The sequence below is a fragment of the Pseudomonas citronellolis genome (assembly GCF_029335315.1).
Lineage (GTDB): Bacteria > Pseudomonadota > Gammaproteobacteria > Pseudomonadales > Pseudomonadaceae > Pseudomonas > Pseudomonas citronellolis_A.
This window is the reverse complement of sequence record NZ_JARJLT010000047.1, coordinates 15764-36160: the sequence shown is the minus strand read 5'-3', so window position 1 is coordinate 36160 and position 20397 is coordinate 15764. Positions and strand designations below refer to the sequence as shown.

Here is a 20397-nt window from a genome sequence, read left to right as displayed (position 1 = left end):
GCATTCGCCGCCGCAACCTGCCGAACGGAGGCTGGTCCACTGACCAGCCTCCGTTTTTTTCGCCTCCCTTTCCCTCCGGCTCGCCTTGTCAGACAATCCAACAAGGCTGCGGCCCTTCTGGGACGGGCTTTTCCGACCGATGGTGGGTTGGTGACCGATTTACCTGCTTTTGGTCATTTTTATGACTGAGTAGGCTGTGTTTGGTGCTGGTCGCGTTTTGGCAAAGCTGCTAATCTCGGCCCGCTTTTCGCTCCCTGACTCAAGGGAAAGCGGCACAAACACAACAAAGAACCGCGTACGCGGTAACGACAAGCTGTTGCTTAGGAGTGGGCTTCCATGATCGATAATTTCTGGAAGGACAAATATCCAGCAGGTATCTCTGCCGAGATCAACGCCGACAAGTACCCGAACATCCTCGCGGTGCTCAAGGAATCCTGCCAACGCTTTGCCAACAAGCCTGCCTTCAGCAACCTTGGCAAGACCCTGACCTACGGCGAGCTGTACCAGCTTTCCGGTGACTTCGCCGCCTACCTGCAGAACAACACCGACCTGCAGCCGGGCGACCGCATCGCGGTGCAACTGCCCAACGTCCTGCAGTACCCGATCGTGGTCTTCGGCGCCATGCGCGCCGGTCTCATCGTGGTCAACACCAACCCGCTGTACACCGCGCGGGAAATGGAACACCAGTTCAACGACTCCGGCGCCAAGGCGCTGGTGTGCCTGGCCAACATGGCCCACCTGGCCGAGGAAGTGCTGCCGCGCACCGGCATCCGCCACGTGGTGATCACCGAAGTCGCCGACCTGCTGCCGCCGCTCAAGCGCCTGCTGGTCAACGCGGTGGTCAAGTACGTCAAGAAGATGGTCCCGGCCTTCCACATCGGCAACGCCGTGAAGCTCAACGACGCCCTGGCCAAGGGCCACGGCAAGAGCGTGCGCGAGGCCTCGCCGAAGGCCGGCGATGTCGCCGTGCTGCAGTACACCGGTGGCACCACCGGGGTGGCCAAGGGCGCCATGCTGACCCACCGCAACCTGGTGGCCAACATGATGCAGTGCAAGGAGCTGATGGCTTCGAACCTGCACGAAGGCTGCGAGATCCTCATCGCGCCGCTGCCGCTGTACCACATCTACGCCTTCACCTTCCATTGCATGGCGATGATGCTCACCGGCAACCACAACGTCCTGGTGACCAACCCGCGTGACCTCAACGCCTTCTCCAAGGAACTGTCGGCCTGGAAGTTCACCGGCTTCGTCGGCCTGAACACCCTGTTCGTCGGCCTGTGCAACAACGAGGCGTTCCGCAAGCTGGACTTCTCCAGCCTGAAGCTGACCCTGTCCGGCGGCATGGCCCTGCAACAGGCCGCGGCCGAGCGCTGGAAGGAAGTCACCGGTTGCTCCATCTGCGAAGGCTACGGCATGACCGAGACCAGCCCGGTGGTGTCGGTGAACCCGTTCCAGAACATCCAGATCGGCACCATCGGCATTCCGGTACCCTCGACCCTGTGCAAGGTCATCGACGACGCCGGCAACGAGCTGCCCCTGGGCGAGCGCGGCGAGCTGTGCGTGAAGGGCCCGCAGGTGATGAAGGGCTACTGGCAGCGCCAGGAAGCCACCGACGAGATCCTCGACGCCGACGGCTGGCTGCGCACCGGCGACGTGGCGATCATCCAGGACGACGGCTACATGCGCATCGTCGACCGCAAGAAGGACATGATCCTGGTCAGCGGCTTCAACGTGTACCCGAACGAGCTGGAAGACGTGCTGGCGACCCTGCCGGGCGTGCTGCAGTGCGCGGCCATCGGCGTGCCCGACGAGCGCTCCGGCGAAGTCATCAAGGTCTTCGTGGTGCCGCGTCCGGGCGTGACCCTGACCAAGGAGCAGGTGGTGCAGCACATGCACGACAACCTGACCGGCTACAAGCGCCCGAAATTCGTGGAATTCCGCGAGAGCCTGCCGACCACCAACGTCGGCAAGATCCTTCGTCGGGAATTGCGCGATGAAGAGCTAAAGAAGGCCAGGGCCTGAGCCGATAACCAAGAAACCCGCCATACGGCGGGTTTTTTGATGTTGTCGTCCCTGCCTCCGGAGGCCGCCCCCTTGATTCCCTCCCTGCGCTTGCGCGCCAAGGTCCTGAGCCTGGCGCTGATCCCCATCCTGATCCTCACCCTGGTGCTCTGCGCCGTGACCCTGGTGGCGCTGAACCGGCTATCCATGCAGCAGGAACAGCAGATCCGGCAGAGCCTGATCGAGGACCGCCAGGTCCAGCTCAAGCAGTTCGTCGACGTCGCCCTGGCGGCGGTCGGCCCGCAGTACCAGGCGGCGGCCGAAGGCGACGCCGCGGCGCGGGAAGCCGGGGTGGCCTTGCTCAAGCGCCTGGCCTACGGCAACGGCGGCTACTTCTGGGGCTACGACAGCCGCGCGGTGCGGGTCTTCCAGGGCACCACGGAAGAACGCATAGGCGAGGACTTCAGCGGCTTCCGCGACCCCAACGGGGTCTACGCCATCCGCGAGCTGGTGCGCGCCGGCCAGGACGACAGCCACTACGTGCACTACAGCTTCACCCGCCCGGGCAGCAGCGCCATCGTGCCGAAGATCGGCTACGCGCAGTACCTGCCGAAGTGGAACCTGGTGTTCGGCACCTCGCTGAACCTGGACGACATCGAGGTGGACGTGCAGAAGGCCCGCGAGCAACTGCACGAGCAGATCAACGGCCTGCTCATGCTGATGCTCGGCTCGGCCCTGGCGCTGCTGCTGGTGATCGCCCTGGTGGCGGTGCCGACCGGCAACGCCATCGTCCGCCCGCTGCTGCGGATCAAGGCCAACCTCGACGACATGGCCGCCGGCGACGGCAACCTGACCCACCGCCTGCCGGTGGAGAGCCGCGACGAGCTGGGCGAGCTGGCGCAGTCGTTCAACCGCTTCGTCGAGAAGATCCACAACCTGGTGCAGCAGGTGGCCGGCACCACCCAGCAGCTGTCCGGCCTGGTCGGCAACGTGGCGCAGCAGGCGCAGCGTTCGGAGCAGGCGATGAACGGCCAGCGCAGCGAGACCGACCAGGTGGCCACGGCGATCAACGAGATGACCGCCGCCGCCCAGGAAGTCGCGCGCAGCGCCCAGCGCGCCGCCGACGCCGCCCGCGACACCGACCGCGAGGGCCAGACGGCCAAGCGCGAGGTGGGCCTGTGCGTGGCGCAGATCAACGACCTGGCCGGCGAGGTGAGCAGCAGCAGCGAGGCCCTGGACACCCTGAGCCAGGACGTGCGCGGCATCGTCGGGGTGCTCGAGGTGATCCGCTCGATCGCCGAGCAGACCAACCTGCTGGCGCTCAACGCGGCCATCGAGGCGGCCCGCGCCGGCGAGGCGGGGCGTGGCTTCGCGGTGGTCGCCGACGAAGTGCGCGCGCTGGCCAGCCGCACCCAGCAGAGCACCGGCGAGATCCAGCAGATGATCGACCGCCTGCAATCCACCACCGCAGGCTCGGTGCAGGCCATGCAGCGCGCCAGCGAGATGGCCGGGCGCACCCGCAGCCAGGCCGACCAGGCCGGGCAGTCGCTGGACGCCATGGCCGAGCTGATCGGCACCATCAACTCGATGAACGCGCAGATCGCCAGCGCCGCCGAGGAACAGACCGCGGTGGCCGAGGAGATCAACCGCAGCGTGCACCAGATCGCCGGCGCCGTGGACCAGGTGGCCGACGACGCCATGCAGGGCGCGCGCACCGCTGGCGACCTCAGCGGCCTGGGGGAGCAACTGCACAGGCTGGTCGGCCAGTTCCGTATCTGAGCCGCGCCTGAAACCGCGCCGCCACGCATTGGGCGTGGCGACGCGGGGCGTTCCTCTGCGACAATCGCGTCTTTGCCCCCTTCCGGAACGGCCGCCGCCAGGCGCGCGGCCGCGTTCCGCATAGACGCCAGCGCAGCCGATGACCGACGTAACGCCCAGCCCCGAACAGCTCCTGCAACGCCTCGACCACGCGTTGATCCGCGACCGCCATCGCCTGCGCCGGCAGTTCCACGAACTGCGCAAGCACGCCGACGACGGCAAGCTGGCGCAGTGGGTCGAGCGCTTCCAGGCCTCCTGCGCCAAGGTCGAGGCGCGCCGCGCGAGCATCCCGCAGATTCGCTACGACGACAGCCTGCCGATCGCCGCCAAGCGCGACGAGATCAAGGCCGCCCTGCTCAAGAGCCAGGTGGTGGTGATCGCCGGCGAGACCGGCTCGGGCAAGACCACCCAGCTGCCGAAAATCTGCCTGGAGCTGGGCCGCGGCACCCACGGCCTGATCGGCCACACCCAGCCGCGCCGGCTGGCGGCGCGTAGCGTCGCCACGCGGGTCGCCGAGGAAATCGGTACGCCGCTGGGCTCGCTGGTTGGCTACCAGGTGCGCTTCGAGGACCAGAGCGACGACAGCACCCTGGTCAAGCTGATGACCGACGGCATCCTGCTGGCCGAGACCCAGCACGACCGCTACCTGGAACGCTACGACACGATCATCGTCGACGAAGCCCACGAGCGCAGCCTGAACATCGACTTCCTCCTCGGCTTCCTCAAGACCCTGCTGCCGCGCCGGCCCGACCTGAAACTGATCATCACCTCGGCGACCATCGACCTGGAGCGCTTCTCCAGGCACTTCGGCGATGCGCCGATCGTCGAGGTTTCCGGGCGCACCTACCCGGTGGACACCTGGTACCGCCCGCTGGCCGCCGAAGTGGACGAGGACGGCGAGGCGCTGTTCGACGACCTGTCCGTGGACCAGGGCATCCTCCGCGCGCTGGACGAGATCGCCGCCCACGAGCGCGATATCGGCAAGCGCCCCGGCGACGTGCTGGTGTTCCTCCCCGGCGAGCGTGAAATCCGCGACGCCGCCGACATGCTGCGCAAAGCCAACCTGCGCCACACCGAGGTGCTGCCGCTGTACGCGCGCCTGACCCCGGCGGAGCAGCAGAAAATCTTCGCGCCCATGCCGGGACGCAAGATCGTGCTGGCCACCAACGTCGCCGAAACCTCGCTGACGGTGCCGGGCATCCGCTACGTGATCGACAGCGGCACCGCGCGCATCAGCCGCTACAGCTACCGCGCCAAGGTCCAGCGGCTGCCCATCGAGGCGGTCTCGCAGGCCAGCGCCAACCAGCGCAAGGGCCGCTGCGGGCGGGTCGAGCCGGGCATCTGCGTGCGCCTGTACAGCGAAGACGACTTCAATGGCCGGCCGGCCTTCACCGACCCGGAAATCCTCCGCACCAACCTGGCGGCGGTGATCCTGCAGATGCTCCACCTGCGCCTGGGCGACATCGAGGCCTTCCCCTTCATCGAGCCGCCGGACGGCAAGGCGATCAAGGACGGCTTCACCCTGCTGCAGGAACTCTCGGCGGTGAACCGCGAGGGCCAGCTGACCCCGCTGGGCCGCCAGCTGGCGCGTCTGCCGGTGGACCCGCGGCTGGGCCGCATGCTGCTGGAAGCGGCCAACCACGGCAGCCTCGCCGAAGTGCTGACGGTAGCCAGCGCGCTCTCCGTGCAGGACCCGCGCGAGCGCCCGATCGAGCGCCAGCAGGCCGCCGACCAGGCCCACGCGCAGTGGAAGGACCCGGACTCCGACTTCGCCGCGCTGATCAACCTCTGGCGCGGCTTCGAGGAACAGCGCCAGGCGCTGGGCTCCAACGCCCTGCGCAGCTGGTGCCGGAAGAACTTCCTCAACTACCTGCGACTTCGCGAGTGGCGCGACGCGCACCGCCAGCTCACCCTGATCTGTCGCGAGTTGCAGCTGCCGTTCACCAAGCCAGAACGTGGCCCTGGTAGGAGCGAGGGGGGCGCCTCAGCCATTGCTCGCGAACAGCCCAGCGCTGCGAAACCCCTGGACAACAAGGGCCGTCAGCCCACTGTCGACAATGGTGCCAAGCAGGTTCGCGAGCAAGCTCGCTCCTACAAAAGCGGTGAGCCCGAGGCGAAGCAGCGCGACATCGACTACGCCGCCGTGCACAAGGCCATTCTCTCCGGCCTGCTCAGCCAGATCGGCCAGAAGAGCGAGGACGGCGACTACCTGGGCGCGCGCCAGCGGCGTTTCTGGGTGCACCCCTCCAGCGTGATCGGCCGCAAGAAGCCGCAGTGGATCATGGCCGCCGAACTGGTGGAGACCACCAAGCTGTTCGCGCGCATGGTGGCAAAGATCGAGCCGGACTGGCTGGAGCCGCTGGCCGCGCACCTGGTGAAGAAGAACCACCTGGAACCGCACTGGGAGAAGAAGCGCGGCCAGGTGGTGGCCTACGAGCAGGTGACCCTCTACGGGCTGATCATCGTCGGCCGCCGCGCCGTGCACTACGGCCCGATCGACCCGCCGGTGGCGCGCGAGCTGTTCATCCGCGAAGCCCTGGTGCGCGGCGAGATCAACAGCCGCGCCAAGTGCCTGAACGCCAACCGCCTGTTGCTGGAGAAGCTCGACGAGCTGGAGGCCAAGGCGCGCCGCCGCGACATCCTCGCCGACGAGGAAACCCTGTTCGGCTACTACGACGCGCGGGTGCCGGCGGACATCTACCAGACCGCCAGCTTCGAGAAGTGGTACGAGCGCGAGCACAAGCAGCAGCCCGACCTGCTGATCATGCGCGAGGAAGACGTGCTGGCCCGCGACGCCAGCGAAGTCACCGCCGGTCTCTACCCCGACCGGCTGCGCCTGGGCGAGCTGCAATTGCCGCTGACCTACCACTTCGAACCGGGCCACCCGCGCGACGGCGTGACCTTGCGCGTGCCCGCGCCGTTGCTGCCGCAACTGCCGGCCGAGCGCCTGGAATGGCTGGTGCCGGGCCTGCTGGAGGCCAAGTGCGTGGCCCTGGTGCGCAACCTGCCCAAGGCCATCCGCAAGAACTTCGTGCCGGTGCCGGACTTCGTCCGCGCCGCGCTGAGCAAGATGACCTTCGCCGAGGGCGCGCTATCCGAAGCCCTGGGCCGCGAGCTGCAACGCATGACCGGCAGCCGCGTGGCCGAGGAAGCCTGGGCCGAAGCCGAGACCCAGGTGGAAAGCCACCTGCGCATGAACATCGAAGTGGTGGACGCGCGCGGCAAGTTCCTCGGCGAAGGCCGTGACCTGACCGAGCTGACCGCGCGCTTCGCCGAAGCCAGCCAGGCCGCCCTGGCCATCCCCCAGGCCGACAAGCCGCAGAAACCGGTGGAAGCCAAGGGCTTCGCCGAAGTGGCGGAAAAGGCCCAGCAGAAGATCGCCGGGCTGTCGATGACGGTCTACCCGGCGCTGGTGGAAGAGGGCGGGGAGGTGAAGGAAAACCGCTTCCCGACCCAGGCCGAGGCCGAGTTCCAGCACCGCCGCGCGCTGCAGCGCCTGCTCCTGCAACAGCTCGCCGAGCCGGCCAAGTTCCTCCGCGGCAGGCTGCCGGGACAGACCGAGATGGGCCTGCTGTACCGCGAGCTGGGCCGCGTCGAGGCGCTGGTCGAGGACATCCTCCTGGCCAGCCTGGACAGCTGCATCCTCGACGGCGAGGCCAGCCTGCCCCGCGACGGCGCCGGCCTGGCGTCCCTCGCCGAGAAGAAACGCGGCGCCTGGAACGAACACGCCGAGCGCCTGGCGCGCCTGGTGCTGGACATCCTCAAGCTGTGGCACGGCCTGCAGAAACGCTTCAAGGGCAAGGTCGACCTGGCCATGACCGTGCCGCTCAACGACGTGAAGGGGCAACTGGCCAACCTGGTCTACCCCGGCTTCGTCCGCGACACCCCGCTGGAGTGGCTGAAGGAATACCCGCGCTACCTGAAGGCGGTGGAACAGCGCCTGGACAAGGTCGCCGGGCAGGTCCAGCGCGACCGCGTCTGGAGCGGCGAGATGGCCGGCTACTGGGACCAGTACAAGGCCCGCCAGGCCAAGCACGCCCAGGAAGGCAAACGCGACCCGGAACTGCTGCTGTACCGCTGGATGCTGGAGGAATACCGCGTATCGCTGTTCGCCCAACAGTTGGGCACCAGGGTGCCGGTGTCGGACAAGCGCCTGAGCAAGCAGTGGAGCCAGGTCGAGGCCTGACGCTGATTGCTTTTCGTAGGAGCGAGGGGGACGCCTAGTTCTTGCCCGCGAACGATTAGTGTCAGGTTCGGCTCCGGAGCGGTGTCGAAGTCCGTCCCCTCTCCCCAGCCCTCGGCTGCGCGCCCCGCCCTGAAGGGAGAGGGGGCTTGTCCGTGCCGAGAGAGGGAATGGTTTCAGCCGGAAACCTTCGGTGCTGCCGGCTAACTCCAAAACATCCCGTTCTGCCCAACGGTCCCCTCTCCCTTCAGGGAGAGGGTTAGGGAGAGGGAGCGGAGTCCCTCTCGAACATTGAAGCAGCCGGGAAACACCGTTCGCGAGCAAGCTCGCTCCTGCAGGCCCAACCTCAACCCCGCTCCGGAATCCCCAACCCCCGCTGCACCGCCGGCCGCGCCAGGAACGCCTCCAGCACCCGCTTCACGTTCGCGAAGCGCTCGAACTGCACCAGGTCGTCGGCCTCATAGAAGCCCACCAGGTTGCGCACCCAGGGGAAGATGGCGATGTCGGCAATGCCATAGTCCTTGCCCATCACCCAGTCGCGGCCTTCCAGGCGCTGGTCGAGCACCGCCAGCAGGCGCCGGGATTCCTCCACGTAGCGGTTCAGCGGGCGCTTGTCCTCGTACTCGCGGCCGGCGAATTTGTTGAAGAAGCCGATCTGGCCGAACATCGGGCCGATGCCGCCCATCTGGAACATCAGCCACTGGATCGCTTCATAGCGCCGCGCCGGGTCCTGCGGCAGCAACTGGCCGGTCTTGTCGGCCAGGTAGATGAGGATCGCGCCGGACTCGAACAGCGCCAGCGGCTGGCCGCCGGGGCCGTTGGGGTCGAGGATCGCCGGAATCTTGTTGTTCGGGTTCAGCGAGAGGAATTCCGGGCTCATCTGGTCGTTGCGCTCGAAGCTGACCAGGTGCGGCTCGTAGGCCAGGCCGGTCTCCTCCAGGGCGATCGACACCTTCACCCCGTTGGGCGTGGGCAGCGAGTACAGCTGCAGGACGTCGGGGCGGGTGGCGGGCCATTTGCGGGTGATCGGGAAGTCGGCGAGCGAAGGCATGGGGTACTCCGGTTCTGACGTCAAAAATCCCGAGCATACGCCCCTTGGCCGCCGACGGGGGAGGTGCCAGCGACGTCGCGAGCCGGTATGGTTGGCGCCTCCGATCCACCGCTCAAGGACAGCGTCATGAGCCTGCAAGGCACCTACGATGCGCAGAACATCTTCGCCCAGATCATTCGCGGCGAAGCCCCCTGCTACAAGCTGTACGAGGACGACGACGTGCTCGCCTTCCTCGACCTGTTCCCGCAGTCCCACGGCCATACCCTGGTGATCCCCAAGCGCAGCGCCGCGCGCAACATCCTCGAAGTCGACCCCGATGCCCTGTGCAAGGTGATGGGCGTGGTGCAGCGGCTGACCCGCGTGATCGTCGACGAGCTGAGCCCGGATGGCGTCCAGGTGGCCCAGTTCAACGGCGCGCCGGCCGGGCAGACGGTGTTCCATATCCACATGCACATCGTGCCGCGCTACGCCGGCCAGGGCTTGGGCATCCACGCCGCGCAGAAGGCCGACGCCGGCGAGCTGGAGCAGCTGCGGGCGCGCCTGGTGGCACGTCTCGAGGGTTGAGGCGGGAAGGGCGGGGCGGCGGGCCCCGCCGGACGTTCAGCGTTGCGCGGGAAGGATGTCGAAGCCGCTGTTGGCGTCGCTGAGGATGCGCAGTTGCGCGGTCTGCCCGGAGGTCAGGTCGACGGCCAGTTCGCGCCGCAGGTGGCCCCTGCTGCATAGCCCCGGGCCCTTGTCGTCGATGCCGATGCCGACGATGTGCTGGCCGGGCGGCAGGTGGAAGCTGGCGGATTCGCCCACGGCGATCAGCGCCGCCGGCTGGCGGTCGATCTGCAGGGCGATCATGCAGCCGCCGCCGAGGAAGCCCAGGTCGCGCGCGACCTCGACTTTCGCCGAGGCACCGTTGTCCTGCTGGAAGCCCAGCAGGCGCTCGGCGGGGACCGAATCGCTTTCCTTGGCCTGGTAGGAAGAACAGCCGGCCAGGGCCAGCAGCGACAGCGAAGCGATGAACAAGCGCATGGGCGCCCTCCGTGATTGGCATCCCCGCAAGGCTAGTCCAGGCCCGGCGAAGCTGCCGGGCGATTGGCGCGCGGCGCTGGCCGAATGTTTGACGAAATCCTTCAGTTCTTTCCGTCGGGCGACGACCGGCGGTCATCTGCGCTGGCGGGAATGGCTAGAATCGACGGCACGTGGAAGCGTCGGCGGTCCTTCCGCGCGGTGTTCCGCCGTCCGGGCGGGGCCAGGGAAAGGTAGCCATGGACAACAAGCTGGATGTGAACGCGGCGGGCGAGCCCGGGGCCGGCAGCGGCGGCCTGGACCTGGCCGACCAGCGCCTGCTGATGCGCCTGATCTTCTTCAGTACCGGCGTGACCCTGGCGGTCTTCTCGGTGTTGCAGACGCTGTCCGGCAACTACCTGCTGGCCGCGCTCGAGGCCAGCGTCTGCGCGCTGCTGTTGTGGGCCACGCGGCGCCTGAAACGGGTCGTCAACCTGACGCCGTGGATCTACGCCTACCTGCTGCCGACCTTCAGCTTCCTCGTCTACATCATCATCATGCCCGCCGCCTCGGTCACGGCCTTCGTCTGGCTGTACTTCATGCCGGTGATCGCCTACCTGATGCTCGGCGCGCGGCGCGGCTTCCTGCTCTCGGTGCCGTTCGTGGCGGTGGCCATCCTGCTCTACCTGCGCCAGCACCCGATGCGCCTGGACGCCCCGGGGATGATCGACCTGGGCAACGCGCTGATCTGCGGCGTACTGATCCTGGCCTTCGTGCACATCTACGAAACCCGCCGCGCCCAGGCCCAGCAGCAGCTGCGGCGCATGGCGCTGAGCGACGCGCTGACCGGGGTGGCCAGCCGCGAAGCCTTCCAGCGCGCGCTGCTGCGCTGCCAGGAAGAGGCCCGCGCGGGAGCCTCGCGCTGGGTGCTGGTGGTGCTCGACGTGGACCATTTCAAGACCGTCAACGACCGCTGGGGCCACGACGCCGGTGACAAGGCCCTGCAACTGATCTGCGCGCGCCTGCGCATGCACCTGCGCGCCAGCGACATGGTCGGTCGCCTGGGTGGCGAGGAGTTCGCCCTGCTGCTGCGCAACACCGGGCGCCAGGACGCCGAGCCGCTGGTGGAGCGCCTGCGCCTGGACCTGGTGGCCAACCCGCTGCTCTACCGCGGCAACTTCATCCCGCTGTCGGCCACCTTCGGCCTGGCCGAATGGCCGCGCGACGGCCAGGACATCGAGGCGCTGTACCGCTGCGCCGATCGCCGCCTCTACAGCGGCAAGGCGCTGGGGCGCAACCGCCTGGTCTGCAGCGACAGCTAGGCCGCCAGCGCGCCGGTGGCTGGAAGAGGGCTATCGCGCAAGACTCTGTGGCACCTCGGCCAAACCCGCGCGCGGACCTTGGCTATGGCCCTGCTCGGCATTTTCAATCGCCGTCCGGTACAAGGTCTGTATGCTGGAAAGCTGCGCTAAGGCAGCGGCATTTCCCGGCGAATTGCCGCATAATTCCCGACTATTCGAGCGTTGCGCCGCAACCGCCGCCGTTGGGCGGGCGAAAGCGCCGCCGCGCCAGCCGGATGGCACACTGCCTGCTCAAGCGGGCGCGTGTGCGCCGCGAACCCCTTTGCAGTGCCGGCCGATGGGCGGGCACATCGATGCCTAACCAGGCTGCCGCAGGCGGCAGCCAGCTTTCAGAAGAGGATTGACCGTGCATAAAGTCGTGATCAGCGGAACCGGTCTGTACACCCCGCCGTTCAGCATCTCCAACGATGAACTGGTGGAGTCCTACAATACCTACGTTCGCCAGTACAACGACCAGCACGCCGAAGCCATCGCCAAGGGCGAACTGGAAGCCCTCAACGAGTCCAGCTCGGCGTTCATCGAGAAAGCCTCCGGCATCAAGAGCCGCTTCGTGGTCGACAAGGAAGGCATCCTCGACCCGCAGCGCATGGTTCCGCGCATTCCCGAGCGCAGCAACGACGACTGGGGCATCCTCTGCGAGATGGCCGTGCAGGCCGCCAGGCAGGCCCTGCAGCGCGCCGGCCGCAGCGTCGAGGACATCGACGGGGTGATCGTCGCCTGCTCCAACCTGCAGCGCGCCTACCCGGCGGTGGCCATCGAGGTCCAGGCCGCCCTCGGCATCCAGGGCTTCGGCTTCGACATGAACGTGGCCTGCTCCTCGGCCACCTTCGGCATCCAGGCCGCGGTCAACAGTGTGCAGCTGGGCCAGGCCCGCGCGATCCTCATGGTCAACCCGGAAATCTGCACCGGCCACCTGAACTTCCGCGACCGCGACAGCCACTTCATCTTCGGCGACGCGGCCACTGCGGTGATCGTCGAGCGCGCCGACCAGGCCACCAGCAAGCACCAGTTCGAAGTGGTCAGCACCAAGCTGCTGACCCAGTTCTCCAACAACATCCGCAACAACTTCGGCTTCCTCAACCGCGCCGCGGAAGAGGGCATCGGCCAGCGCGACAAGCTGTTCGTCCAGGAAGGCCGCAAGGTGTTCAAGGACGTCTGCCCGATGGTCGCCGAACTGATCGGCGAGCACCTGGCGCAGAACGCCATCCCGGTCGCCGAGGTCCAGCGTTTCTGGCTGCACCAGGCCAACCTGAACATGAACCTGCTGATCACCCGCAAGCTGCTCGGCCGCGACGCCGAGGCCCACGAGGCGCCGGTGATCCTCGACACCTACGCCAACACCAGTTCGGCCGGCTCGGTGATCGCCCTGCACAAGCATCAGGACGACCTGGCACCCGGCAGCGTCGGCGTGCTCAGCTCCTTCGGCGCCGGCTACTCCATCGGCAGCGTGATCCTGCGCAAGCTCTGATTGGTGGGCGCCACCGACGATGAGCTGCTGGCGCGCCTGCGCGCCGGCGAGGAAGCGGCCTTCGCCGAGATGGTCGCGACCTACCAGGGCGCCATGCGCGCCGTGGCCCGCGCCATCGTCGGCGCCAGCCAGGCCGACGAAGTGGTGCAGGACGCCTGGCTCGCCGTGGTGCGCCACCTGGACGGCTTCCAGGGCCGCTCCAGCCTCAAGACCTGGCTGCTGACCGTCACCGCCAACACCGCGAAGAGCCGCCTGCGCCAGGCGCGCCGGGAAGTCTCCCTGGACGACCTGCCGGCGCCCCACGGCAGCGTCGACGACAGCCGCTTCGCCGTCGACGGCCACTGGAGCGCCGCGCCCCTGGCCTGGCACGAGGACTCGCCCGAAGCCCTGCTGGCCGAGGACGAGTTGCGCGAATGCCTGGAGAAGACCCTGCTCAGCCTGTCGGAGATGCAGCGCAGCGTGATCCTGCTGCGCGAACGCCAGGGCCTGGAATTGCAGGAGATCTGTAATCTGCTGGAGCTTTCGCTCTCCAATGTCAGGGTGCTGCTGCATCGCGGGCGGCTGAAGCTGTTCGCCACCCTGGAGCATTTCGAGGAGACCGGCCAATGCTGACCTGCAAGGAGCTGGTGGCCCTGTCCAGCGACCTGCTGGACAGCCAGCTGGGCCTGCGCGAGAACCTGGCGGTGCGCCGCCACCTGCTGCTGTGCCGCAACTGCCGGCGCTTCATCCGCCAGATGCGCCTGACCCAGGCGACCGTGCGCCAGCTGCCGGAAGACCGCGACGCCGGCCTGGACCTGCTCGCCGCGCGGCTCGCCGAGCTGCGCCGGGACCATTCGCGACGCTGAGCGCCACGCCGGTCAGCGCTACCTGGACGTGCCGCAGCCGTAGGGCGAATAACCGTTCGCGGTTATCCGCCGCTGCCGATGGCGGATAACGCCTGGGGCGTTATGCGCCCTACGAGGGCCGTGCGGAAGCCACTCAGGCCCCGACCTGGCTCGCGTTCCACGCCTCCAGCCCACCGGACAGCGCCCAGGCCTGCGGGTAGCCCTGCTTGCGCAGGCGCTCGGCGAGCATCGCGGCGGACAGCTCGTTGGGACAGGCGCAATAGATGACCACGTCGGCCGCGCCCAGGCGGTCTTTCAGGGTGTCCAGCGGCGCGTCCAGCAGCACCGGGATGGAACCGGGGATGCCATCCTCACCGGCGTCCGCGCGCACGTCGAGGATCAGCGGCGTTTCGCCCTGGTCCAGGCGTTCGCGCAGTTCCTCGACGCTGATCCGCGGCACCCGCGCGGTGCGCCGCAGCAAGCTGAAGCGCTGCCACAGGCGCCAGGCGATGAACAGCGCGAAGGCGCCGAGCACCACCAGCAGGCCGCGCGCCGCGTAGTCGCGGAGCCAGCCCAGCAGGCTGTCCACGGTGTCGGCGAAGATCGCCCCGAGCAGCAACGCCGAACCCACCCACAGCGCCGAGCCGGCCAGGTCGTAGCCGAGGAAGCGGCGCATGGGCGTGCCGGTCATCCCGGCCAGGCTGGTGGACAGCGCGCCGGCGCCGGGCAGGAACTTGCTGATCAGCAGCGCCCGCGGGCCGATGCGCAGGTACAGGCCCTGGCTCTGGCGGATGCAACTGTCGCGCGACAGCGACACCTTGCAGATGCTGCGCAGCAGGAAGCCGCCGTAGCGCTGCCCGGCCAGGTACCAGGCGCAGTCGGCGATCAGGCAGGCCAGGGTGGCCACCGCCAGCGCCTCGCCCAGGGACACCCCGTGGCCCTGCATGGCCAGCGCGCCGGCGACGATCAGCGCCGGGTAGGCGGGAATCGGCAGGCCCAGCTGTTCCAGCAGCACGTTGAGGAAGAGCAGGGCGGGGCCGTAGCGTTCGATCAGGGGTTGCAGTTCGTGCATGGGGTGGCCGGGCAACGGAGGGGAAGGCGACAGCATACTGCCGCCCATCCGGTGCGTCAGTCCCCTCTGAAGGCCACGGCTGTCGGGCGGTGACCGCGTAGTCGAAGTTTTCGGAAAAGTTCAGCTGTAACAAAAAGTTTATATATGTGCCGCTGATCTGAAATAACCCCCCGCCAAGATTCCCCGCAACACATAAGAGCCGCCACAACGGCTGCGCGAGACCATGGGGGCCGCGCCCCAAGCCAGGCGCTCAGCGTGTTCAACGCTTAAAACACCATAAGGGGAATCCTGATGATCCGTAAGAACTACGCCGGTTTTGCCATGGGCGGGCTGGCGCAGGCCGTGCTCGGCGCCAGCATTGTCGTACCCGCAGTCGCTCACGCCGACTTCATTTCGGACAGCAAGGCAAACGTTGAACTTCGCAACTTCTACTTCAACCGCGACTTCCGCAGCTCCACCCAGGCGCAGCAGAGCAAGCAGGAAGAGTGGGGCCAGGGCTTCATCCTGAAGTTCGAATCGGGTTACACCGAAGGCACCGTGGGCGTGGGCGTGGACGCCATCGCCGCGCTGGGCCTGAAGCTCGATTCCAGCCCGGACCGTACCGGCACCGGCCTGCTGCCGAAGACCGCCAGCGGCGACGCCCCGGACGACTTCAGCAAGGGCGGCGGCACCGCCAAGTTCCGCTACGAGAAGAACGTGCTGAAAGTCGGCACCCTGATGCCGAAGCTGCCGGTCATCGTGCCCAACGACAGCCGCCTGCTGCCGCAACTCTTCGTGGGTACCGGGTTCAACTCGACCCAGATCGACGGCCTGAACTTCGACGCCGGTCGCCTGAACCAGACCAACCGTCGCGATTCCTCCGACTACGAGGAAATGACCGTCACCACCGGCGGCAAGAAGAACATCACCACCACCAAGGGCCTGACCACCAACGAGTTCAACTACGCTGGCGGCACCTACAACTGGACCAAGAACTTCAGCACCGGTTACCACTACGGCCAGCTGGACGACTTCTACAAGCAGCACTACCTGACCCTGGGCTGGACTCTGCCGATCGCCGACGGCCAGTCGCTGAAATCCGACGTGCGCTGGGCGCGCTCCAAGGATGACGGCGGCAGCAACATCGACAACAAGGCGTTCAACGCCATGGTCACCTACAACCTGGGCTACCACGCCTTCGGCCTGGGCTACCAGAAGATGAGCGGCGACACCGGCTTCGCCTACATCAACGGCACCGACCCGTTCCTGGTCAACTACATCCAGATCCTGGACTTCGCCAACAAGGACGAGAAGTCCTGGCAGGCCCGCTACGACTACAACTTCGCCGGCATCGGCATTCCCGGCCTGACCTTCATGACCCGCTACGTGAAGGGCGACAACATCGACCAGCTGAAAGTCGGCGCGGACGATGGCAAGGAATGGGAACGCGACACCGACATCGCCTACGTCTTCCAGGAAGGCGCGCTGAAGGGCTTCGGCATCAAATGGCGTAACGCGACCACCCGCAGCAACTTCGCGCAGAACAGCGCCTCGTCGAACTACGCCGACGAGAACCGCCTGATCCTCAGCTACACCATGCCGCTGTGGTAACAGCTGCATGACGAGGGGCCGCCCGGCGCGGCCCCGCGTCAGGGAAGACGCCACTCCTATTGGTTTGAGCCCCGCCTTTTGGCGGGGCTTTTTTTATTCGCGAGCGCGGCGGCGGGGCTGATCGAAAGGGTCAATCGAGCCTGAGCGAAGGCGTCATTGAGGCGCGGGGGCGGCGCCACCTAACCTGCCGGCACCTCCACTGCCCAGGATCGTCCGCCATGCAGCGCATACATTTCGAGACCGAACACAACCTGTTCCGCGATGCCTTCGGCGCCTTCCTCGCCAAGGAAGTGGTGCCGCACCAGGAGGCCTGGGAAGAGGCCGGGGTGGTGGACCGCAGCGTCTGGCTGAAGGCCGGCGAGCAGGGCTTCCTGCTGCCCTGGGCCGACGAGGAGTACGGCGGCGCCGGGCTGAAGGACTTCCGCTACGAGCAGATCATGTGCGAGGAGCTGGCGCGCATCAACGAGCCGGGCTTCATGATCCCGCTGCACTCGGCGCTGTGCGGGCCCTACATCGCCGAGTACGGCAACGCCGAGCAGAAGGCGCGCTTCCTGCCGGGGATCATCCGTGGCGAGACCATCCTCGCGGTGGCCATGACCGAACCCTCCGCCGGCTCCGACCTGGCCGGCATGCGCACCACCGCCGTGGACAAGGGCGACCACTACGTCCTCAACGGTTCCAAGGTGTTCATCTCCAATGGCCTGCTGGCCGACCTGGTGATAGTCGCGGCCAAGACCGACCCGAACAACAAGCACGCCATGGGCCTGTTCCTGGTCGAGCGCGGCATGCCCGGCTTCGAGCGCGGGCGCAACCTGAAGAAGCTCGGCATGAAGAGCCAGGACACCGCCGAACTGTTCTTCAACGACGTGAAGGTGCCCAAGGAGAACCTGCTGGGCGACGCCAAGGGCGGCTTCTACTACCTGATGAACATGCTCGCCCAGGAACGCCTGACCAACGCCTGTGGCGCGGTGGCCGGGGCCGAGGCGGCGCTGCAGGCGACCCTCGACTACGTGAAGGAGCGCAAGGCCTTCGACCGGCCCATCGCGCACTTCCAGAACACCCGCTTCAAGCTCGCCGAGATGCGCACCCAGGTCGACGTGGCCCAGGTATTCACCGACCGTTGCGTGATGGACCACAACCAGAAGAAGCTCAGCCCCGAGGTGGCCGCCGAAGCCAAGCTGTTCACCACCGAACTGCTCGGCAAGGTGGTCGACGAAGGCGTGCAACTGCACGGCGGCTGGGGTTACATGTGGGAATACCCGATCTGCCGGATGTACGCCAACGCGCGCATCCAGCGCATCTTCGCCGGCACTTCGGAGATCATGAAGGAAATCATCAGCCGCGGCATGAAGCTCTGAGGCGCGCCGCGTCGCTACCGGACAGACAGGAGTTCCCATGACAGGCCCGCTCGCCTCGCTGAAGATCCTCGATTTCTCCACCCTGCTGCCGGGGCCCTTCGCCTCGTTGCTGCTGGCCGACATGGGTGCCCAGGTGCTGCGCGTGGAATCGCCCACGCGCATGGACCTGGTACGCGTGCTGCCGCCCCACGACGAGGGCGTCTCGGCCAGCCACGCCTACCTGAATCGCAACAAGCGCAGCATCGCCCTGGACCTCAAGCGCCCCGAGGCGGTGGAGGTGGTGAAGCAACTGGTGGGCGAGTACGACATCGTCCTCGAGCAGTTCCGCCCGGGCGTCATGGACAAGCTGGGCGTCGGCTACGAGGCGCTGAAGGCGATCAACCCGAAGCTGATCTACGTCTCCATCACCGGCTACGGCCAGACCGGCCCGTATCGCGACCGCGCCGGCCACGACATCAACTACCTGGCCCTGGCCGGGGTGGCCAGCTACACCGGCCGCCGCGACACCGGCCCGCTGCCGCTGGGCGTGCAACTGGCCGACCTCGGTGGCGGCTCGCTGCACGGGGTGATGGGCCTGCTGGCCGCGGTGATCCACCGCCAGCAGACCGGCGAGGGCCAGCAGGTGGATGTGAGCATGACCGACTGCGCCTTCAGCCTGAACGGCATGGCCGGCGCCGGCTACCTGGCCTGCGGGGTGGAGCCGGACATGGAGACCCAGGCGCTGAACGGCGGCAGCTTCTACGACTACTACCGCACCCGCGACGGCCGCTGGTTCTCGGTGGGCAGCCTGGAGCCACAGTTCATGCAGCAGTTCTGCGCCGCCATCGGCCGCCCGGAACTGGCCGCGCGCGGGCTGTCGCCCAAGGCGGAAGAGCAGCGGCTGCTCAAGCGCGAGATCGCCATGGAGTTCGAGAAACGCGACTTCGCCGACTGGCGCGAGCGCTTCGCCGCGGTGGACGCCTGCGTGGAACCCATGCTGCCGCTGTCCGAGGCGGTGCAGCACCCGCAGATCCAGGCGCGCGGCCTGGTCACCGAGGTGCCCCGTGGCGACGGCCGCAGCCAGCGGCAGATGGCCTGTCCGATCCGTTTCTCGGCCGGTCTGCCGGAGCCCCGGCACATTGGCGTGGCGGCGGGTGCGCACAGCGCGGAGGTATTGGCGGAACTGGGCTACAGCGACGAGCAGGTGAGCGCGCTCAGGGCCGCGAAGGTGATCGCCTGAGGCAGCTTACTCGCGCACCACTTCGCCGCTGAATACCAGCGTGGTGCGGCAGCGCCGGCAGTAGTAGCGGCGGCCCTGGGCGACCAGGTTGTGGCGCTGGGCGGAGAAGGGGAAGTCCGGGTTCTCGTCGCAGCGGCAGCGGTAGATGTAGCGCGTGGCGCGGCGGCGCTTGATCTCGTAGGTGTGGCAGCGGTCCGGCGGCAGGCCATAGACGCCGCGCATGATCAGCTGCCACTCCTCGCCATGCGGGCGGATGCGCGGGCCGAACAACTGGTGGGCGATCAGGTGCGCCACTTCGTGGGCGACGGTCTGCTTGAGGAAGTGTTCGTGGTTTTCGCGATAGAGCTGGGGGTTGAAGCGCAGCAGGTTCTCGTCCAGGTGCGCCACCCCGGCTTTCTGCCCGCGCAGGCGGAAGCTCACCTCCGGGCGCGGGAAGCGGCGCTGGAAGAAGCCTTCGGCCATCTGGTAGCAGGCTTCGACGCGGGCGTTGAGCTGTTCGGGCATACAGTATTTTCTCCGGCGGCTGCCGATTATGCCGGAGCCGCAGGCATTCTGCAGGCCGCTCGTCCGCCATGCAGTTTCGGGCAAGCGCTGCGCAGTTTCAGGCAAGGCTTCGCGGGGAGGGGGCCTGACCGTAGGAGCGCGCCATGCGCGCGATCGCGGGCATGGCCCGCTCCTACGCGGGGTTGAATCGGTTGTCTTCGCGGGCGCGCCCGCCTTTCGCAGCCCCAACGAAAACCGGGCCACTGGGGCCCGGTCTGCATTCGGTTGTCGAGGGTCAGGTGTATTCCGGGCCCACGCCGCTGCCCCAGAGAATCACCGACAGCGCCATCATCGCCACCAGCACCACCAGGCCCACCGCCAGCACCGAGCTGGAGAACAGGAAGCCTTCGTCCTTGGGAATGCTCATGAAGGCCGGAATCCCCACATAGAGCAGGTAGACCGTGTAGCAGATGGCCGCGGTGCCGATGATCATGCCCAGCCACAGGTGCGGGTAGAGCGCGGCCACGCCACCGATGAACAGCGGGGTCGCCGTGTAGGCAGCGAACACGATGCACTGGGTCATGCTTGGGGTGGCGTCGTAGGTACGCGCCATCCAGTGGATGAAGGCGCCCATCACGGCGACGCCGGCGAGCATGGCGATGTAGGTGAGTATCGTCAGCTGGATCGCGCTGGCGGGTGTCAGCTTGACCGGTCCTCCGCCACCCAGCACCCAACCCACCTGGGTGGTGCCTACGTAGGCGCAGATGACCGGGATGGCAGCCAAAATCAGCACATGGGTCAGATACATGTGGCTGATGCTTTCTTCCTCGCCGCGGATTTCCTGCCATTCCTGATCGGGATGGGTGAAGAGCCCCCACACATGATGGATCATCTCGGCAACCTCCTCGTTATTATGCGAGCCGCCTCCCAGCGCCGCGCCGGGGACGCGTGGACAGCGTCAACCGGTGCCCGT

Annotated in this window: 16 protein-coding genes and 1 pseudogene; 12 read left to right on the top strand and 5 right to left on the bottom strand. The window is 67.3% G+C overall.

Annotated elements, in window-relative coordinates; genetic code table 11:
* Positions 1-336 precede the first annotated feature (336 nt).
* The 4 genes and pseudogenes from fadD1 to hrpA all read left to right on the top strand — a co-directional run bounded on the left by fadD1 (position 337) and on the right by hrpA (position 8005).
* On the top strand, positions 337-2022 hold the full coding sequence (gene fadD1 / locus P3W75_RS03855) for a long-chain-fatty-acid--CoA ligase FadD1 (RefSeq protein ID WP_276226050.1): 1686 nt from the start codon (positions 337-339) through the stop codon (positions 2020-2022).
* Positions 2023-2061: 39 nt separating this feature from the next.
* Positions 2062-2922, top strand: a pseudogene (locus P3W75_RS31880) (cache domain-containing protein); the annotation flags it as partial.
* 102 nt (positions 2923-3024) lie between these two features.
* Entirely contained in the window at positions 3025-3780 is a 756-nt protein-coding gene (locus P3W75_RS31875; RefSeq protein WP_430765336.1) for a methyl-accepting chemotaxis protein, read from the top strand.
* 139 nt (positions 3781-3919) lie between these two features.
* On the top strand, positions 3920-8005 hold the full coding sequence (gene hrpA, locus P3W75_RS03845) for an ATP-dependent RNA helicase HrpA (protein WP_276226048.1): 4086 nt from the start codon (positions 3920-3922) through the stop codon (positions 8003-8005).
* Positions 8006-8348: 343 nt separating this feature from the next.
* Here the strand turns inward: hrpA and P3W75_RS03840 are convergent, their stop codons facing one another.
* On the bottom strand, positions 8349-9053 hold the full coding sequence (locus P3W75_RS03840; RefSeq protein ID WP_276226047.1) for a glutathione S-transferase N-terminal domain-containing protein: 705 nt from the start codon (positions 9051-9053) through the stop codon (positions 8349-8351).
* Between the two features lie 126 nt (positions 9054-9179).
* Here P3W75_RS03840 and P3W75_RS03835 point away from each other — a divergent pair, with 126 nt between their 5' ends.
* A complete protein-coding gene (locus P3W75_RS03835) occupies positions 9180-9617 on the top strand; it encodes an HIT family protein (RefSeq protein ID WP_276226046.1) in 438 nt (145 codons plus the stop codon).
* Between the two features lie 36 nt (positions 9618-9653).
* On the opposite strand, the gene P3W75_RS03830 is transcribed toward P3W75_RS03835, so the two are convergent.
* Positions 9654-10073 (bottom strand): 3-isopropylmalate dehydratase, encoded by a 420-nt coding sequence (locus P3W75_RS03830; protein ID WP_276226045.1) that lies wholly within the window; start codon positions 10071-10073, stop codon positions 9654-9656.
* Between the two features lie 236 nt (positions 10074-10309).
* Between P3W75_RS03830 and P3W75_RS03825 the strand changes: the two genes are divergently transcribed.
* The 4 genes from P3W75_RS03825 to P3W75_RS03810 all read left to right on the top strand — a co-directional run bounded on the left by P3W75_RS03825 (position 10310) and on the right by P3W75_RS03810 (position 13723).
* Positions 10310-11371 (top strand): GGDEF domain-containing protein, encoded by a 1062-nt coding sequence (locus P3W75_RS03825; protein WP_276226044.1) that lies wholly within the window; start codon positions 10310-10312, stop codon positions 11369-11371.
* Between the two features lie 385 nt (positions 11372-11756).
* Complete coding sequence (locus P3W75_RS03820) at positions 11757-12878, top strand: beta-ketoacyl-ACP synthase III (protein ID WP_276226043.1); 1122 nt, start codon at positions 11757-11759, stop codon at positions 12876-12878.
* A gap of 3 nt (positions 12879-12881) precedes the next feature.
* Positions 12882-13490 carry an RNA polymerase sigma factor gene (locus tag P3W75_RS03815; RefSeq protein WP_430765335.1) on the top strand — a complete coding sequence of 203 codons (609 nt, stop codon included), beginning with the start codon at positions 12882-12884 and terminating at the stop codon, positions 13488-13490.
* Complete coding sequence (locus tag P3W75_RS03810; RefSeq protein WP_276226041.1) at positions 13484-13723, top strand: zf-HC2 domain-containing protein; 240 nt, start codon at positions 13484-13486, stop codon at positions 13721-13723. The genes P3W75_RS03815 and P3W75_RS03810 overlap by 7 nt, the downstream gene beginning before the upstream one ends.
* Positions 13724-13856: 133 nt before the next feature.
* Here P3W75_RS03810 and P3W75_RS03805 read toward each other — a convergent pair whose 3' ends face one another.
* Positions 13857-14774, bottom strand: coding sequence for a DedA family protein/thiosulfate sulfurtransferase GlpE (locus P3W75_RS03805; protein ID WP_276226040.1), 918 nt, complete (start codon positions 14772-14774; stop codon positions 13857-13859).
* Between the two features lie 291 nt (positions 14775-15065).
* On the opposite strand from P3W75_RS03805, the gene P3W75_RS03800 reads away from it, so the two are divergent.
* The 3 genes from P3W75_RS03800 (at position 15066) to P3W75_RS03790 (ending at position 18941) form a co-directional block, all read left to right on the top strand.
* Entirely contained in the window at positions 15066-16364 is a 1299-nt protein-coding gene (locus tag P3W75_RS03800; RefSeq protein WP_276226039.1) for an OprD family porin, read from the top strand.
* Positions 16365-16582: 218 nt separating this feature from the next.
* Complete coding sequence (locus P3W75_RS03795; RefSeq protein WP_276226038.1) at positions 16583-17722, top strand: acyl-CoA dehydrogenase family protein; 1140 nt, start codon at positions 16583-16585, stop codon at positions 17720-17722.
* Between the two features lie 37 nt (positions 17723-17759).
* The gene (locus P3W75_RS03790) at positions 17760-18941 is read left to right on the top strand and encodes a CaiB/BaiF CoA transferase family protein (protein ID WP_276226037.1); all 1182 of its coding nucleotides are present in this window, start codon (positions 17760-17762) and stop codon (positions 18939-18941) included.
* Between the two features lie 6 nt (positions 18942-18947).
* On the opposite strand, the gene P3W75_RS03785 is transcribed toward P3W75_RS03790, so the two are convergent.
* Both P3W75_RS03785 and P3W75_RS03780 read right to left on the bottom strand, forming a co-directional pair.
* Entirely contained in the window at positions 18948-19445 is a 498-nt protein-coding gene (locus P3W75_RS03785; RefSeq protein ID WP_276226036.1) for a SprT family zinc-dependent metalloprotease, read from the bottom strand.
* 274 nt (positions 19446-19719) lie between these two features.
* A complete protein-coding gene (locus P3W75_RS03780) occupies positions 19720-20316 on the bottom strand; it encodes a Yip1 family protein (RefSeq protein WP_276226035.1) in 597 nt (198 codons plus the stop codon).
* Between the last annotated feature and the right edge of the window lie 81 nt (positions 20317-20397).

Bases quoted from the DNA above. Each gene is read 5' to 3' on its own strand.
- fadD1 (WP_276226050.1), top strand. From the start codon at position 337: ATGATCGATAATTTCTGGAAGGACAAATATCCAGCAGGTATCTCTGCC.
- P3W75_RS31875 (WP_430765336.1), top strand. From the start codon at position 3,025: ATGAACGGCCAGCGCAGCGAGACCGACCAGGTGGCCACGGCGATCAAC.
- hrpA (WP_276226048.1), top strand. From the start codon at position 3,920: ATGACCGACGTAACGCCCAGCCCCGAACAGCTCCTGCAACGCCTCGAC.
- P3W75_RS03840 (WP_276226047.1), bottom strand. From the start codon at position 9,053: ATGCCTTCGCTCGCCGACTTCCCGATCACCCGCAAATGGCCCGCCACC.
- P3W75_RS03835 (WP_276226046.1), top strand. From the start codon at position 9,180: ATGAGCCTGCAAGGCACCTACGATGCGCAGAACATCTTCGCCCAGATC.
- P3W75_RS03830 (WP_276226045.1), bottom strand. From the start codon at position 10,073: ATGCGCTTGTTCATCGCTTCGCTGTCGCTGCTGGCCCTGGCCGGCTGT.
- P3W75_RS03825 (WP_276226044.1), top strand. From the start codon at position 10,310: ATGGACAACAAGCTGGATGTGAACGCGGCGGGCGAGCCCGGGGCCGGC.
- P3W75_RS03810 (WP_276226041.1), top strand. From the start codon at position 13,484: ATGCTGACCTGCAAGGAGCTGGTGGCCCTGTCCAGCGACCTGCTGGAC.
- P3W75_RS03805 (WP_276226040.1), bottom strand. From the start codon at position 14,774: ATGCACGAACTGCAACCCCTGATCGAACGCTACGGCCCCGCCCTGCTC.
- P3W75_RS03800 (WP_276226039.1), top strand. From the start codon at position 15,066: ATGATCCGTAAGAACTACGCCGGTTTTGCCATGGGCGGGCTGGCGCAG.
- P3W75_RS03795 (WP_276226038.1), top strand. From the start codon at position 16,583: ATGCAGCGCATACATTTCGAGACCGAACACAACCTGTTCCGCGATGCC.
- P3W75_RS03790 (WP_276226037.1), top strand. From the start codon at position 17,760: ATGACAGGCCCGCTCGCCTCGCTGAAGATCCTCGATTTCTCCACCCTG.
- P3W75_RS03785 (WP_276226036.1), bottom strand. From the start codon at position 19,445: ATGCCCGAACAGCTCAACGCCCGCGTCGAAGCCTGCTACCAGATGGCC.
- P3W75_RS03780 (WP_276226035.1), bottom strand. From the start codon at position 20,316: ATGATCCATCATGTGTGGGGGCTCTTCACCCATCCCGATCAGGAATGG.